Below are 13,635 nucleotides of genomic sequence, written 5' to 3'. Positions count from 1 at the left end.
TATATACCCGCCCGGCTTGAATTTGTATGCTTTGTTGTGCAATAGTGGAGGTACTAGAGGTCAAGAGGAGTGAGCTTGGTGTTCCTTACGGATTGGCTGAACTGGATGGATACCTATCCGCTGCGGGCAGCAGGCGTGCTGGCTGCCGTCATCCTGTTTGCCTGGCTTTACGTCACGGCGCAGCGCATATGGCGGCGCGGCGAAGAGTCACGGCTGGACAAGCTGCGGGATAGTCTTGAGAGGTTCGGAACGGCGGAATATGAAATCAGAAGAAGGATCGGCAGGGAATCGCAGGAGCTGTCCGCGGCTCCGCTGCAGGACGATGCCGGCCTGGCCGAAAGCCTGGTCGCCTGCCAGACGGCGCCCTACGGGTCGTCCGAGCTGCGAGAGCAGATCGGCATCTGTCTGAAACGCGGAGATGATTCCCGGCTGGAGCCGATTCTCCGCGTCATGAGCCGCGAGGCTCATCACCTTGCGGACGAATATGAGGGGCTGCTGCAGGCACACGAGCAGCCTGGCTGGGGACGCTCGCTCGTCCGGCTGCTGCGTCCGGCCCTGCCGTTTATCCTGCTGGCCGCCGGCGTAACCCTGGGCATTTGGCTGGCTCAGGACCTGGCCGCGCTTCCGGTGGATGAATACACCGGTTACGACGGCTTAGGCTGGACTATCGCCTGCCTGATCATGCGGACGGTCTCGGGCCTGCTCTCGCTTGCGATGCTCGGACAGGTGCTGCTGGTGAACCGCAGGCCCGCTCGCGGCAGCGGCTTGAGGACCGGACTGGCGCTGCTCATCGCCGCCCTGTTTGCGGTCCATGCCGCCGGACTCGACGCGGCGCCTTACGCCCTTGCGCTGCAAATCCTGTTGTTCCCGCTAGGCTTCTGGAACCAGGGCAAACCGCGCAAGTCCCGTCCTTTCGCCGGTCACTACGAGTTGGCCGGCCTGGATGGAACCGCTCCGGCCGCGAATGCGGCCGCCGCGTCAGCTTTGGACTCTTCCGCTGCGGAGAGTCCACCGTCCGGCCTTACCGGCGCCGCCGAAGCTGCGGGTTCGCCGCCGCGGCCGGATACACGCTGAATAGAGCGGGGTTTAACGCAACGAAAGGCCCTGTTAAAAACATAAAAACAGCCCTGTCGGCTCCAACGCGACAGGGCTGTTTTTATAGGTGATCTATTCCAAATTATTGCGTCATTTATTCATCTATTCGTTTGTCGCGCTCCCTTATCCCAACATTAATGGGCATGCTTCCGCGTAAACCAGGCTTTCAGCACCAATGTAACTAAAGCCAACAGCAGCAGCAGCGAAGCGACGGCAAAGGACGCCGAAAACTGGTATTCGTTGTATAAAATCTCCACATGCAGCGGAAGGGTATTGGTTTCGCCGCGGATGTGGCCGGACACGACGGATACGGCGCCAAACTCGCCCATGGCCCTGGCGTTGCACAAAATGATGCCATACATCAATCCCCACTTAATATTAGGCAGGGTAATATGCCAAAATACCTTCCAGCCCTTCGCGCCAAGGGTGACGGCGGCTTCTTCCTCCTGCTGACCCTGGTCCTCCATGAGAGGAATAAGCTCCCGGGCCACAAACGGGAACGTAATAAACAGCGTAGCCAGGACGATTCCCGGAAGGGCAAAAATAATTTGAATGTTATGGTCCTCCAGCCACGGCCCGAACCAGCCTCTTTTTCCGTAGATCAACACGTAAATCAAACCGCCGATTACAGGCGAAACCGAAAATGGCAGGTCGATCAATGTCGTCAGCAGCCCTTTCCCTTTAAAACGAAACTTTGTAATCGCCCATGCCGCCATGATCCCGAACAGCGTATTCAGCGGCACCGTAATCAAGGCGACCAGCAGCGTCAAACGGAGCGCGGAAAGCGCGTCCGGATCGGTGATGGCAGCCTGGAAGACGCCCCATCCCTGCTGAAACGCCTCGGCCAAAACGGCCGCCAGCGGCAGCACGATCAGCCACAGCATGACCAGCGCGGCCAAAACGATCAGTCCCCATTTAACCGCGGCCGGAGAGGCCGTACTTCGGCTGCGTTCAGCCGAAACCTTAGGGCCGCCCTGAAGGGCCGGAACCGTTCCTGCCATAAGCAAACTCCCTCCTCGTCTTATACCGCGCTTTTGCGCATCCAGCGCTGCAGCATGTTGGTGGCCAGCAGCAGCAGAAACGATATCAGCAGCAAAATAAGCGCCACAGCCGTAGCCCCGGCGTAATCAAACCGTTCCAGCTTGGACATGATGAGCAGCGGCGCGATTTCCGTCTTCATCGGCATGTTGCCGGAGATAAACACCACTGAGCCGTATTCCCCGATGCCGCGCGCGAATGCCAGCGCAAATCCGGTTATCAGCGGGGGAGCCAGCTGCGGGAGGATAACCGCAAAGAAGGTGCGGACACGGCCCGAACCCAGGGTTGCCGCAGCTTCCTCCACGTCGGCCTCCAGCTCCTGCAGCACGGGCTGCACGGTCCGGACGACAAACGGAATGCCGATGAACATCAGCGCAATAATGATCCCGAGCGGCGTAAACGCCACGTTAATGCCAAGCTTCGACAGCCAAGAGCCCATCCAGCCGGTATTGGCGTAAATGGACGTCAAGGCAACGCCAGCGACGGCCGTGGGCAGCGCAAACGGAAGATCCACGAGCGCATCAAACACATTTTTGCCCGGAAAATCATACCGGACCAGTACCCAGGCCAGCAGCAGCCCCAGCACCGCATCCACAAGCGCCGCCGCTCCCGCAGTCAGAAAGCTGACTTTATAAGAGGCGATAACTCTCGGATCCGCGGCTACATCCGCGAACTTTTCCCAGGTTAGGCCTGTAGAATTGAACAGAAGCGCCGAAATCGGGATCAGCACAACAAGGCTTAAATAGAGAATCGTGATACCCATGGTTAACCCAAATCCGGGCAAAATGCCCCGGTTTGAAACGGCAGCAGCTTTCATTGTTCGGAACCCTCCCGAGAGTAATGTCCAGGACTAACCGTTAGATTCCGGTTCGCTCTTTCGGTTTGTGACGTTGGTTATTTGCCCGGCGTGTAAATTTGATCGAAAATGCCTCCGTCGCTGAAATGCTCCTGCTGGGCCTTTGCCCATCCGCCGAACTCTCCATCGATCGTATACAGCTTGATGTCCTTGAATTTATCCTTAAACTTTTCCTTTACGCTTTCCAGCGTAGGCCGGTAGAAGTTCTCGGCGGCGATCGTCTGCCCTTCTTCGGTATAAAGATACTGCAGATACGCTTCCGCTACTTCCCGCGTGCCTTTCTTGTCGACGTTTTTGTCCACGACCGCGACCGGAGGCTCCGCCAAAATGCTTTCGGAAGGATAAACGATTTCGAATTTACCTGCGCCCAGCTCCTTCATGGACAGCAGCGCTTCATTTTCCCAGGCGATCAGCACGTCGCCGATCCCGCGTTCCACAAACGTTGTGGTCGCCCCGCGCGCTCCCGTATCCAGAACCGGAACGTTGGCGAACAGCTTTTTCATGAAGTCTTTCGTTTTCTCTTCGTCGCCGTTGTTGTGATGCATCGCATACTCCCAAGCCGCGAGATAGTTCCATCTTGCGCCGCCGGAGGTTTGCGGATTTGGCGTAATGACCTGCACGCCGTCTTTGACCAGATCGTCCCAGTCCTTGATGCCTTTCGGGTTGCCTTTGCGGACCAGCAGCACGATGGTGGAGGTATAAGGAGAGCTGTTGAGCTCAAATTTGCTCTGCCAGCCTTTATTGATCAACCCCGCATCCTGGATGGCGTCAATATCATAGCCCAGCGCCAGCGTCACCACGTCCGCATCCAAACCGTCGATGACCGAGCGGCTTTGCGTGCCGGATCCGCCGTGAGACTGCTTGATGGTCACTTCCTGGCCGGTTTTCTGCTTCCAGTAAGCGGCAAAGGCTTTATTGTAGTTTTCGTAGAGTTCACGCGTGGGGTCGTAAGAAACGTTAAGCAGCTCAATCTTTTTGCTGTTCGCGCCGGCTTTGCCTTCATCGGAGCCGCAGGCCGTCAAGGCCACCGTCAGACTTAGGACTACGCTAGCGATTACAGCTTTCTTTAAATTTCTCTTCAACAGTTTCACCCCTCTAAAGCATTAAATTGTTTTTATAAAAAAATAGAATGAGTTCCACGTCTGCCCCTCTGGTCAAACCGGGTTACGTCCGTGTATGCCGGGCTCCGCTTCCCTCATCCTGTCTAAAACCTTATTCATTTAAATCCTACCTGTTTAGTTGTATATATGCCTATTATATAGAGTTTCCAACTCTTGTCAAACCTTTTCTGGTTCAAAAATATGGATTTTTTAGCTGAAATGCGCGTAAAAAAACCGCGCTGCCGGGGCAGTGCGGTTTTTTGGGCTTCAAAACGCCCATTCTTTATGTCTTCCAACGTCTTCAGAGCCCCGGTTATCGATTCGCCTCGTTTTTCGTGTGCCATCCCGCTATGCAGACCGGCTTCGCCACCTGCAGCCTATGGCCGGTTTCCTTCAGCATTCCGGTTGCCGGGTCAATGAAGAAAGAAACAATATCGCTGCTGTCCTGGTTGGCGCAGAGCAAAAGGCGTTCATCCACGACGGCAAAATTGCGCGGAACCTTGCCGCCGCATTCAAACCATTCGGGATGGCTGAGCTTACCGTCCTCGCGGCTAACTTCAAAGCGGACGAGACTGTCGAAGGCTCCGCGATTGGATCCGTATAAGTACCGGCCGCAAGCGGAAAGGTGAAGATCGGCCGCCGTACAGCCTGCCGGATCAATATGCGCCGGAAGCGTCGAGATTTGCTGGACCGGTTCCAGCAAACCTTCCTCGGCGGCGTAATGATAAACCGTAAACGTATTGCTGAGCTCATCGATGCCATAGGCCCATTTTTCATCCTGATCGATTATAAAATGGCGGGGACCCGAGCCGCCCGGGAGCGAAACCTCCCGATGAGTCTCCAGCTTGCCGGCCGTGAGTTTGTAAATCACGACTTTATCCGTTCCCAGATCGGAAACATACACGAATTTCCCGTGTTTGTCCGGAATCGCGGAATGCGTATGGGCTTTTTCCTGCCGCTCCTTGTCGGGGCCGCTGCCGATGTGCTGGACTCTGGACAAAACCTCCTCCAGTTTTCCCTCATCATCCAGCTTGTAGCTGCTGACCTGGGCTCCCGTATAGTTGGCGGTTACCAGATGGGAATCCGGCGCAAACGCCACATGACAGGGATGTTCTCCGCCTGTCGGCAGGCGTTTCTGCTCCTTCAAGGAGCCGTCCTCCGAAATCTCATAGCCCACAACCTCTCCGGCTTCCGTCTCCGTAACCGCATACAAATGCCGGCCGGCCGGGTGGACTGCCAGAAAAGAAGGGTTCTCAACGCCGGCCGTCCGGCTGATGATCTCCATTTCTCCGGTCTCTTTGTTCAATGAAGCCAGGTAAATGCCGGGCTGGTCCGCATCCGAATAAGAACCTATGTAGAACAGCCATCTGCCTTGTTGATCCGAATTTGCAGTCATTTTTCTTGCACTCCTTTTTCATTAGGGATGGGGATTAAAAAGAGGCTGCATAACCAATAAAACATCCTTATGAATATATCATCTCTGCCGGACGCCGAACAGAAGGACTTCGCCGGGCGAGACGGGAAGTCGCTGGCAGGATATGCTATAATGGTTCCATTCTATCTTAAAAAGCGGACATCCTTTGAAACCCACACTTTGTATAGAGAGGAAGACCTTTATGGACGTCACCACTATTTTTGGTCCAAATACGCTCCGCATCCTTGTAACGCTGGTCACCGCGGTTTTCGCCCTGTCGGTTATTTTTGTGCGCCTCAAAGCCAGCAGCCGGCCCGTTACCGTGCGGAAAATCATCATCCCGCCGCTGGGCATGGCCACCGGGGCCTTAATGTTTGTGTACCCGCCCGTCCGTTTCCCGTTCTGGTGGGGGCTCATCGCTTTTGCAGCAGGCTGGCTGATCTTCTCCTACCCGCTGATCAGAACGACCAAATTTGAAATGCGCGGCAGCGAAGTTTACGTCCAGCGTTCCGCCGGGTTTGCTTTTATTCTGCTCGGGCTGCTGGTCCTTCGCCTCATTCTGCATGAGTTCATACAGGAATACGTCTCGATCCCGCAAACGGCGGGCCTCTTTTTCCTGCTGGCGTTTGGCATGATTACCCGCTGGCGTCTCTATATGCTGAAGGAATATCATCTTATTAACCCGCCTGCTTCGCAGACAAACTGATTTTTAAGTCTATGCGCAGTGCCCCGTACAACCGAAAAACGACAAAAAAAAAGCCGCAGAGCCTCGCTGAGTGCCCGCGGTTTTTTCATGTAAAGCCCTCTGTCATTAAGAATTCTGGATGTTGACCCCTTTTTTCAAATCCTTAATGTTACCGTTGTTGTTGACCAGAAGGGGAAGCATTTTCGTTCCCTTTTCCATGGATGCCGAGCATAAAGGACAAACGGGAGTGTAGTCAAACGCAAAGTTATCCCTCATCCAGCCGTTGCAGCCATCGCTCGTACAGGACCAAATGGACGTAAGCTCCTGGGGTATTTCTTCTAACGTTTTTTTACGATAGTTCATGTTTTCCCTCCTAGTTCAGAATAAAAAAAGAAAACTGCCCTTAACTGGTCTGTTAAGGGCAGAGTCCTGCAATATTCTTACAGTTTAACAACGTTGTCGGCTTGTGGACCGCGGTTGCCTTGAACGATATCAAATTGAACGCGTTGACCTTCGTCAAGCGTTTTGAAGCCTTCGCCTGTGATTGCGCTGAAGTGTACGAATACGTCGCTTCCGCCTTCAACTTCGATAAAACCAAAGCCTTTCTCTGCGTTGAACCATTTCACTGTTCCAGTTTCCATGGGTGAATTCCTCCTCAAGTAAATTAACATGTTCCTTTTCATTCCCCGCAGTGAACCCCAATCCCCCCGAAGGGAGCCAAAAAATTCATCTGACGATGCAAAAAAAATTCACACATTGAAAAAAGTTCCATTCAAAGTGACACTCTTTTCAATACGTGAATATCGCTTTAAAACAGTTCTCAATTAAAATTATTATACTCCCACTCCCAGGAAAAAGCAAACGATCCTGTACATCCAATTTTTCCGTCACCTCAATATTTTATGCAAAAGAAATAAAAAATAGACCCGAAATCGGCTCCGGATCTTATGAATATTTTTAGGTACGTCCGTTCCCTCATTTCCATATCCCGGCATCCCGTTTGCCATGGCGAGTTTCCTGTTCCGGACGCAGACTGCCTCCTCGGAGCGGCACAGCGGGGCCCGTTTGCATTCGGGCTGGCCGAGTAGTTTAATTAATGTAAAAAACGAAAAAAGATAATAAACCGAATGGAGATGACTTTTAATGAGCAATTCCAATCCGACCATAGATTTGATCATGAACCACCGTTCCATCCGCCAGTATGCCGACCGGCCCGTGGACCGCTCCGTGCTGGAGCAGGTGGTCGCCGCCGGACAGATGGCCTCCAGCTCCAGCCATGTACAGGCCTATAGCGTTATTGCCGTTAAAGATCCGGAAAGAAAAAGCAAGCTGGCCGAGCTTTGCGGCGGGCAGGCTTATGTGGCAGAGTGCCCGGTATTCCTCGTCTGGTGCGCCGACCTGCACCGCCTGAAGGATGCGGCTGATCAATATACACCCGAGCTTGAGAGCCGCGAAGGGCTGACGGAAAACTTCATTATCGCTACCGTCGACGCTTCGCTTGCAGCACAGAATGCCGCTGTGGCAGCCGAATCGCTGGGCCTCGGAATCGTCTACATCGGCGGCATCCGGAACCGGATCGCCGAAGTCAGCGAGCTGCTGGAGCTGCCCGAGCTGGTCTACCCCGTCTTTGGCATGTGCCTGGGCTATCCCGATCAGACGCCGGTCCTTCGTCCGCGTCTGCCGCTTGAAGCCGTGCTGCATGTCGACCGCTTCGACAAAGAGCAGGCCGACAGCCATTTAAAGGCTTATGACGAAACGATGGTCCAGTACATCTCCGAACGGACAAACGGCGCCCGCGATACGGCCTGGACGCGGCTGATGGCGGACAAATTGACCTCGCTGTCGCGTCCTCATATGCGCGAATATTTGAAGGAACGGGGCTTTAAGCTGGAATAAGCCCCCTTTAACGTCTGCCAGCCGCTTGTGATATAATAAAGAGAGATATAAGAACTACAAGGATTCTTCACATGTGACTGGGGACAGGAGTTTGAAGTGATGAGAAACAAAAGAAGCTTTCCAAACCGGATTTATAGAGCCTTTAAGCTGAATTTCCTCCGTCTGTTCCGCACGCCGGGCGGCGTGAAGAAAATTTCGCTGGGCTTCTCGATCGGCTTCGGCCTTGAAATGATTGTCATTTCGAGCGCCTGCCTTGTATATTTGATTTTTTATCCTGTCGTCAAGCTCGCCGGAGGTTCCGTTCCGGCTGCCATTATCGGCAATGTCGTCGGCAAATTGACTTTTCTTCCGATCATCCTGATGCCCTTTGCCAAGAAACTCGGGGAATGGATCTATCCGTCCTCATCGGCTTCCGGAACCTTCAAGGAAGCTTCGATCATGGATATTTTCCAGGGCGACTTCTCGGCCGTCAAAGCGATTTTGCACGGCGGGCTGCATATTTTGATCGGCATGTCGGTCTTCGGCATTTTGTCCATGGTCATTTCTTATTACGTGATCCAGTTCTTCCATAACCGGAATCACAAACGGCGTCAGGCCAAACGCAGAAAAAGAATCGTCGTTTCGGAGACGGCCTCCAGCTGAAATTCGGCATAGACCGCCATCCGCTTTTGAATATTTTTGCATGCAGCGCCGTCCGGCTTTCGGGCGGCGCTGTTCGATTTCGGAGGATGAAAAGGCGCTGGAGTTTCCGGATCTATTTTCAGCGCCAAATCTTTTTTCCAATGCTATAATCACTTATAACCAGATCATTCCGGAATGATGAGGAGAGGACCGCCAATGGAACCCAATTTCGATTTTTCCATCGTAAAAATGTACTTTCACGTTTCTCCCGAAGGAGCCGAACAGCCGATTTACGAGCTTCCCGCCATCCGTATGTTCGAAGAGCCTTCGCTGCAAGAAGCATTAACCTTTTCGGGGGAGCAGGTCCAGGCGACTTCCCTGGCTCTGCCCGCCTCTTTTGTCGGCACCTCGCTGTGCAAGCTGAGCCTGATCCAGCTTCTGTTCGCGGCTCAATACGACCGGCTTATCAACCTGTCGCCGGACCGTTTGGTCTATCAGGTGGAACCGCACAGCGACCACGCTCATCTAGGCTACAAAATCACGGAAGTCCGCTCGACCGAGGTTCCGGCGGAGGACCATGAACGCGCCTCTTTTCTGGCCCGGCATTGGGAACGTTATTTCGAAGCCTTTATTACGCCTGTCGTAGAAAAAATCGCCGCGGTTGCCGGCCTGAAGCCGGATGCGATCTGGCAGCAGTTTGGCGGCCAATTGACCTACGTTAAAGAATTTCTAACCGCCAGCGAACCCCGTAAGGAGGTCGTGGAGCGTTTTAGCAAGGATAGCCAGCAGCTTGCCGAAATGGCTCCCGAGCTGTTCCGCCGGAGACGCAATCCTTACCGGCATCAGCCCCGCTACGTGGAAAACCCGCTTAATCCCGAGGAAAAATGGCTGATGCAGTCCTCCTGCTGCATGTACGACCGGCGCGAAGGCGGGGTAAAATGTTACACCTGTCCGCAGTTGCCGCCTGAGGAACGGGAAGCCCGGAAACAGGCCATGCTGGCCGAGGCGGGAAAATAAAAGAAGCCGGACGGCCGTATCTCGTTGGCCGCCACGGCCTTGGCATGAAAAAAAACCGCAAGCTCCCGAAGAGGGAACTTGCGGTTTTTTTGTTTCACGGACGGCCATACGGCCCAAAGGGCATTAAGGCTGAGCTACTTCCTGCCCGTTAAGAATGAGTTTATAGCTGATCTCCGCTTTCAGCGAATCGGATACGGCGCAGTATTTTTTGCTGCCCATTTCAATAGCTTTCCAAATCCGATAGTCCGGAATTTCGCCTTCGACGCGGAAGACCAGCTCAATTGCGGTAAAACCCGTCGGGTTCTGTTCTTTTCTGGCGCCGTCGGCTTCGATTTCCAACGATTTGATTTGTTCCAAAAACTGATCCAGAATCATCGTAACGTCAATGCCGATACAACCGGCCAGTCCGGCCAGCAGCAGCTCCATAGGAGTAGCTCCCTTGCCGTCGCCCCCATATTTCGGCGTCGCGTCCATCCCGATCGGATAACCCGAATCCCCTACGGAAGTAAACAGCCGTTTTCCATTCCAAGTTGTCATCACTTTCATGTTCAATACCCGCTTTCTTTATCTAAATTAGAGGGACCTAAGAAGATTAATAGGATTAAGTATTACAGGTCTCCGGATCAATGATCCTCCAGCTGCTGAATAAATTTTTTTGCCCTTTCGGACGCCGGATTTTTGAAAAAAACCTCCGGCTCCTGTTCCTCCACGATCACGCCGCCGTCCATAAATACGATGCGGTTCGCCACCTGGCGCGCAAATTTCATCTCATGGGTCACGACGACCATGGTCATCCCTTCCCGCGCGAGCTGGCGCATGACCTCCAGCACCTCGCCGACCAGCTCGGGATCAAGCGCCGAGGTCGGCTCGTCAAACAGCATCAGGTCCGGCTCCATCGCCAGGGCGCGGGCGATCGCCACCCGCTGCTGCTGGCCGCCCGACAGCCGGGACGGGTATTCGTCCCTTTTGGCCAGCAGGCCTACCCTGTCCAGCAGGCGTTCGCCGATCCGCACAGCTTCTTCTTTGGTCAGCTTCTTGACCGTCAGCAGCGACTCGATTACATTGCCGAGCGCCGTCTTGTGCGGATAAAGATTAAACTGCTGAAAAACCATGCCCGTGTGCCGCCGGATTTCCCGGAAGTGGGCCTGCTTTTTCTTGGCCGGCATTTCCGCGTCCACGCGTACGCCGTTTACCTCAAGCGAACCCCCGTCAAGCTGCTCCAGTCCGTTGAGACTGCGCAGCAGCGTGCTTTTGCCGGAGCCGCTTGGACCGAGCAGGACCACGATTTCCTTGGGAGCTACGCGCAAATCGATTGTTTTTAAAACCTCCAGGCCGTTAAAAGACTTCGAAAGCCCTGTAGTTTGAATCATCCCTTCGCCACCTCCGGCTCAATAAACCTTGGACAGCCGTTTCTCCACGGCCTCCAGAATAATCGAAAACACGGTGCTCATCACCCAATACATAACGGCAATGCCTAAATAGAAGGGCATATTTACGTAATACTGGGCAATCAGCAGCTGCGCGGACCGCAGCAGTTCGGTTACGGTAATGGCGGAGACAAGCGCCGTCTCTTTGAGCATGCCGATAAACGTGTTCCCCATCGGGGCTATGGCCACCCGTGCCGCCTGCGGCAAAATGATTCTGCGCATCGTCTGCCAGGCCGTCATGCCGGTCGCATAAGCCGCTTCGGTTTGCCCTTTCGGAATCGACAGGATCGCCCCGCGAAAGGTTTCGGACAGGTAAGCCCCGACGTTGATGCTTAACGCCACATAAGCGGCGGTCAGCGGGCCAAGCGTCACTCCGTAGTCCACAAGCCCGTAATAAACGATAAATATTTGAACCAGGACGGGCGTCCCCCGAATGACCGAGACGTAGGCCCGGGCCAGCCAGCGGACCGGACGGTTGCCTTTTATCCGGGCAATCGCCACCACCAGGCCGATGACCAGTCCGAAAAACATGGATACCACCGTAATAAGCAGCGTATAATAGGCGCCTTTAAGCAGGAAAGGCAGGTTGTCCCATACAAGCTCCATAGTCGTTTAAATCCCCTTTGATTTGCTTCGTTAAGAGGACAAGGCCATGATCGCAACCTTCATGGCCTTGTGTCTCTGCGATTTTTACTCGGCCGGCGGTTCCTCTCCAAACCATTTCTTGAAGATGGTGTTATAAGTACCGTCAGTTTTCATGTCCGTAAGAGCCTGGTCGATTGCGGCCAGGAACTCGGGATTGTTTTTGCGGACTGCAATACCCGCCTGGTCGGACTTGATGGCATCGCCCACCGCTTTGATCTTGAAGCCGTTTTTATCTACGATCGGTTTCAAGGCGTACAGGTTGTTGATCGTTGCGTCAATGCGGCCCGCGTTCAAATCCTGAAGGGAAGTAATGACATCGTCATACGTCTTGATCGTAAACTTGCCGACCTTAGGAAGCACTTCGTTGCGCAAGTAGGATTCATCGTTGGTGCCGAGTCCTACGCCGATATTTTTCCCTTTAAAATCTTCGAGTTTCGTAATGGAGTTATTGTCATCCTTGACGATGACCTTCACTTCATTTGTAATGTACGGCTGGGAAAAATCGATTTGCTGCTTGCGTTCATCCGTAATGGTCACCTGGCTGATAATCGCGTCGATTTTGCCGGACTGCAGGCTTGGGATCAAACCGGAGAACTCTTGCGGAGCAAATTCGACTTTCACGCCTAGACGTTTAGCCACTTCTTTGGCGATGTCAGCGTCAAAGCCGTCGATTTCCTTGTTGTCGTTCAGGAAGTTGTAAGGCGCGTAAGTGCCCATCAATCCAACCTTGATTACGCCTGCCGCCTTGATCTGACTCAACAGGTTGTCGCCGCTGCCGCTGTTGGCGGAGCTGTCGGAAGCCGTGCTGGCCGGGGCCTCGCTGGCCGCGCCTTGAGCACCGTTCCCGGTGTTATTGTTTGAGCCGCAGCCCGCCAGCGCCAGGACAATCAGCAAAAGCGCGGATAAAGTTAGAAACAGCGGTTTTCTGGATTTGTTTTTCATTAACATCGTTAATCTCCCCTATCTCTGTTTTGAGTGATCCGGCCGAAACCGGCTGATGAACCCCTTCTAATGAAACAAGCTGCTTATTCGGCTAAACGCCAAGCAAGCCAAAAAATTCAAATCTCGCCGTTTCGGCTGCAAGCTGACGGGCTGACTTTGTGGCGATTCCGCTGTCCGTCGGCGCAAACCCAAACAACCAGCGCGCAATGACGCCTTCAATCAAACTCATGATCAGCGCTGCCCGGAATTCGGCATCAATCGTAGCCGGAAGCATGCCAAGCTCGATCGCCCTCCGGATGTTCTGCAGAAAAGCGTGCTCCATCGCAGCGCGGGTCTCCCCGATCGCGGTGCGGATCGTTTCAATCGTTCCTCCGCCTCCGAAAAACAGCTCCATCAAATACCGGTTGGATTCGGCGAATTGAAACAGCCTGTCCAGCAGAGCCTCCGAGGCATGCACCATATCCTGCACTGTTCCTGCCTCGCGGCGGTACCCTTGGCCGATGACCTCCAGCAGCTGCCTGCGTCCCTCTTTCACAATCTCCAGAGCAATCGCTTCTTTGCTTTTGAAGTACCAGTAGAAAGTGCCTTGTGCGACACCCGCTTCGGCCACAATATCGGATATTTTGGTCGCATGATAACCATCTTTGGCGAATCTCCGCAGCGCGATCTGCAGAATATGTTCCCTGCGTTCACTGCTGATTTGAGCCTCTTTATCTCCGCTCAATGCTCTGCCCCCCACCTGATTGACTAGTCAGTCGATTGTTTATTAAATCCTATCGGATTTGTGTGGTATTGTCAACCCTAGGTTTGGACAACCGTTTTGATAGCCGTATCATAAGGAAAGAGCCCATAAAAAAACCGGAGCCAGACAAGTGACTTGTCTGCTCCGGTTAGCATTT

At 53.7% G+C, this 13,635-nt stretch carries 16 protein-coding genes; 5 read left to right on the top strand and 11 right to left on the bottom strand.

The genetic code is table 11. The features are described 5' to 3' along the window. The first annotated feature begins 69 nt into the window (after positions 1–69). The gene (locus tag AC3ZPD_RS08570) at positions 70–1,074 is read left to right on the top strand and encodes a hypothetical protein (RefSeq protein WP_490983861.1); all 1,005 of its coding nucleotides are present in this window, start codon (positions 70–72) and stop codon (positions 1,072–1,074) included. 155 nt (positions 1,075–1,229) lie between these two features. Here AC3ZPD_RS08570 and cysW read toward each other — a convergent pair whose 3' ends face one another. The 4 genes from cysW to AC3ZPD_RS08550 form a co-directional block, all read right to left on the bottom strand. Continuing rightward, positions 1,230–2,096, bottom strand: a complete 867-nt coding sequence (gene cysW / locus AC3ZPD_RS08565; RefSeq protein WP_490983860.1) for a sulfate ABC transporter permease subunit CysW — start codon at positions 2,094–2,096, stop codon at positions 1,230–1,232. Positions 2,097–2,116: 20 nt separating this feature from the next. Further along, positions 2,117–2,950, bottom strand: a complete 834-nt coding sequence (cysT, locus tag AC3ZPD_RS08560; protein ID WP_490983859.1) for a sulfate ABC transporter permease subunit CysT — start codon at positions 2,948–2,950, stop codon at positions 2,117–2,119. A gap of 77 nt (positions 2,951–3,027) precedes the next feature. After that, on the bottom strand, positions 3,028–4,071 hold the full coding sequence (locus tag AC3ZPD_RS08555) for a sulfate ABC transporter substrate-binding protein (protein WP_490983858.1): 1,044 nt from the start codon (positions 4,069–4,071) through the stop codon (positions 3,028–3,030). Positions 4,072–4,402: 331 nt separating this feature from the next. Continuing rightward, positions 4,403–5,485 carry a lactonase family protein gene (locus AC3ZPD_RS08550; RefSeq protein ID WP_490983857.1) on the bottom strand — a complete coding sequence of 361 codons (1,083 nt, stop codon included), beginning with the start codon at positions 5,483–5,485 and terminating at the stop codon, positions 4,403–4,405. Positions 5,486–5,705: 220 nt separating this feature from the next. Here AC3ZPD_RS08550 and AC3ZPD_RS08545 point away from each other — a divergent pair, with 220 nt between their 5' ends. Then, a complete protein-coding gene (locus AC3ZPD_RS08545) occupies positions 5,706–6,209 on the top strand; it encodes a CcdC family protein (protein ID WP_490983856.1) in 504 nt (167 codons plus the stop codon). Positions 6,210–6,314: 105 nt separating this feature from the next. On the opposite strand, the gene AC3ZPD_RS08540 is transcribed toward AC3ZPD_RS08545, so the two are convergent. Both AC3ZPD_RS08540 and AC3ZPD_RS08535 read right to left on the bottom strand, forming a co-directional pair. Next, positions 6,315–6,551 (bottom strand): cold-shock protein, encoded by a 237-nt coding sequence (locus AC3ZPD_RS08540; protein ID WP_068699734.1) that lies wholly within the window; start codon positions 6,549–6,551, stop codon positions 6,315–6,317. A 77-nt stretch (positions 6,552–6,628) separates the two neighbouring features. Next, on the bottom strand, positions 6,629–6,829 hold the full coding sequence (locus tag AC3ZPD_RS08535) for a cold-shock protein (RefSeq protein WP_068699733.1): 201 nt from the start codon (positions 6,827–6,829) through the stop codon (positions 6,629–6,631). Positions 6,830–7,331: 502 nt separating this feature from the next. On the opposite strand from AC3ZPD_RS08535, the gene nfsA reads away from it, so the two are divergent. The 3 genes from nfsA (at position 7,332) to AC3ZPD_RS08520 (ending at position 9,722) form a co-directional block, all read left to right on the top strand. Continuing rightward, positions 7,332–8,084, top strand: coding sequence for an oxygen-insensitive NADPH nitroreductase (gene nfsA, locus AC3ZPD_RS08530; protein WP_490983855.1), 753 nt, complete (start codon positions 7,332–7,334; stop codon positions 8,082–8,084). A 99-nt stretch (positions 8,085–8,183) separates the two neighbouring features. After that, positions 8,184–8,726, top strand: a complete 543-nt coding sequence (locus AC3ZPD_RS08525) for a DUF2062 domain-containing protein (RefSeq protein WP_490983854.1) — start codon at positions 8,184–8,186, stop codon at positions 8,724–8,726. A 195-nt stretch (positions 8,727–8,921) separates the two neighbouring features. After that, positions 8,922–9,722 carry a (2Fe-2S)-binding protein gene (locus tag AC3ZPD_RS08520; protein ID WP_490983853.1) on the top strand — a complete coding sequence of 267 codons (801 nt, stop codon included), beginning with the start codon at positions 8,922–8,924 and terminating at the stop codon, positions 9,720–9,722. 123 nt (positions 9,723–9,845) lie between these two features. Here AC3ZPD_RS08520 and AC3ZPD_RS08515 read toward each other — a convergent pair whose 3' ends face one another. The 5 genes from AC3ZPD_RS08515 to AC3ZPD_RS08495 all read right to left on the bottom strand — a co-directional run bounded on the left by AC3ZPD_RS08515 (position 9,846) and on the right by AC3ZPD_RS08495 (position 13,460). After that, a complete protein-coding gene (locus AC3ZPD_RS08515) occupies positions 9,846–10,268 on the bottom strand; it encodes an OsmC family protein (RefSeq protein ID WP_490983852.1) in 423 nt (140 codons plus the stop codon). A 77-nt stretch (positions 10,269–10,345) separates the two neighbouring features. Continuing rightward, positions 10,346–11,092: an amino acid ABC transporter ATP-binding protein gene (locus AC3ZPD_RS08510; RefSeq protein WP_490983851.1), complete on the bottom strand. Its 747-nt coding sequence runs from the start codon at positions 11,090–11,092 to the stop codon at positions 10,346–10,348. A gap of 18 nt (positions 11,093–11,110) precedes the next feature. Then, positions 11,111–11,755 carry an amino acid ABC transporter permease gene (locus tag AC3ZPD_RS08505; RefSeq protein WP_490983850.1) on the bottom strand — a complete coding sequence of 215 codons (645 nt, stop codon included), beginning with the start codon at positions 11,753–11,755 and terminating at the stop codon, positions 11,111–11,113. A gap of 84 nt (positions 11,756–11,839) precedes the next feature. Next, entirely contained in the window at positions 11,840–12,742 is a 903-nt protein-coding gene (locus AC3ZPD_RS08500) for a substrate-binding periplasmic protein (protein ID WP_490983849.1), read from the bottom strand. An 85-nt stretch (positions 12,743–12,827) separates the two neighbouring features. Next, the gene (locus AC3ZPD_RS08495; protein WP_490983848.1) at positions 12,828–13,460 is read right to left on the bottom strand and encodes a TetR/AcrR family transcriptional regulator; all 633 of its coding nucleotides are present in this window, start codon (positions 13,458–13,460) and stop codon (positions 12,828–12,830) included. Between the last annotated feature and the right edge of the window lie 175 nt (positions 13,461–13,635).

Source organism: Paenibacillus mobilis, assembly GCF_058267595.1.
The sequence above is the reverse complement of the archived record's forward strand: the minus strand, read 5'-3'. Positions and strand labels throughout refer to the sequence as shown.

Excerpts from the sequence above, each read along its gene's own strand:
- cysW (WP_490983860.1), bottom strand. The coding sequence starts at position 2,096 with ATGGCAGGAACGGTTCCGGCCCTTCAGGGCGGCCCTAAGGTTTCGGCT.
- cysT (WP_490983859.1), bottom strand. The coding sequence starts at position 2,950 with ATGAAAGCTGCTGCCGTTTCAAACCGGGGCATTTTGCCCGGATTTGGG.
- AC3ZPD_RS08550 (WP_490983857.1), bottom strand. The coding sequence starts at position 5,485 with ATGACTGCAAATTCGGATCAACAAGGCAGATGGCTGTTCTACATAGGT.
- AC3ZPD_RS08545 (WP_490983856.1), top strand. The coding sequence starts at position 5,706 with ATGGACGTCACCACTATTTTTGGTCCAAATACGCTCCGCATCCTTGTA.
- AC3ZPD_RS08540 (WP_068699734.1), bottom strand. The coding sequence starts at position 6,551 with ATGAACTATCGTAAAAAAACGTTAGAAGAAATACCCCAGGAGCTTACG.
- AC3ZPD_RS08535 (WP_068699733.1), bottom strand. The coding sequence starts at position 6,829 with ATGGAAACTGGAACAGTGAAATGGTTCAACGCAGAGAAAGGCTTTGGT.
- nfsA (WP_490983855.1), top strand. The coding sequence starts at position 7,332 with ATGAGCAATTCCAATCCGACCATAGATTTGATCATGAACCACCGTTCC.
- AC3ZPD_RS08525 (WP_490983854.1), top strand. The coding sequence starts at position 8,184 with ATGAGAAACAAAAGAAGCTTTCCAAACCGGATTTATAGAGCCTTTAAG.
- AC3ZPD_RS08520 (WP_490983853.1), top strand. The coding sequence starts at position 8,922 with ATGGAACCCAATTTCGATTTTTCCATCGTAAAAATGTACTTTCACGTT.
- AC3ZPD_RS08515 (WP_490983852.1), bottom strand. The coding sequence starts at position 10,268 with ATGAAAGTGATGACAACTTGGAATGGAAAACGGCTGTTTACTTCCGTA.
- AC3ZPD_RS08510 (WP_490983851.1), bottom strand. The coding sequence starts at position 11,092 with ATGATTCAAACTACAGGGCTTTCGAAGTCTTTTAACGGCCTGGAGGTT.
- AC3ZPD_RS08505 (WP_490983850.1), bottom strand. The coding sequence starts at position 11,755 with ATGGAGCTTGTATGGGACAACCTGCCTTTCCTGCTTAAAGGCGCCTAT.
- AC3ZPD_RS08500 (WP_490983849.1), bottom strand. The coding sequence starts at position 12,742 with ATGTTAATGAAAAACAAATCCAGAAAACCGCTGTTTCTAACTTTATCC.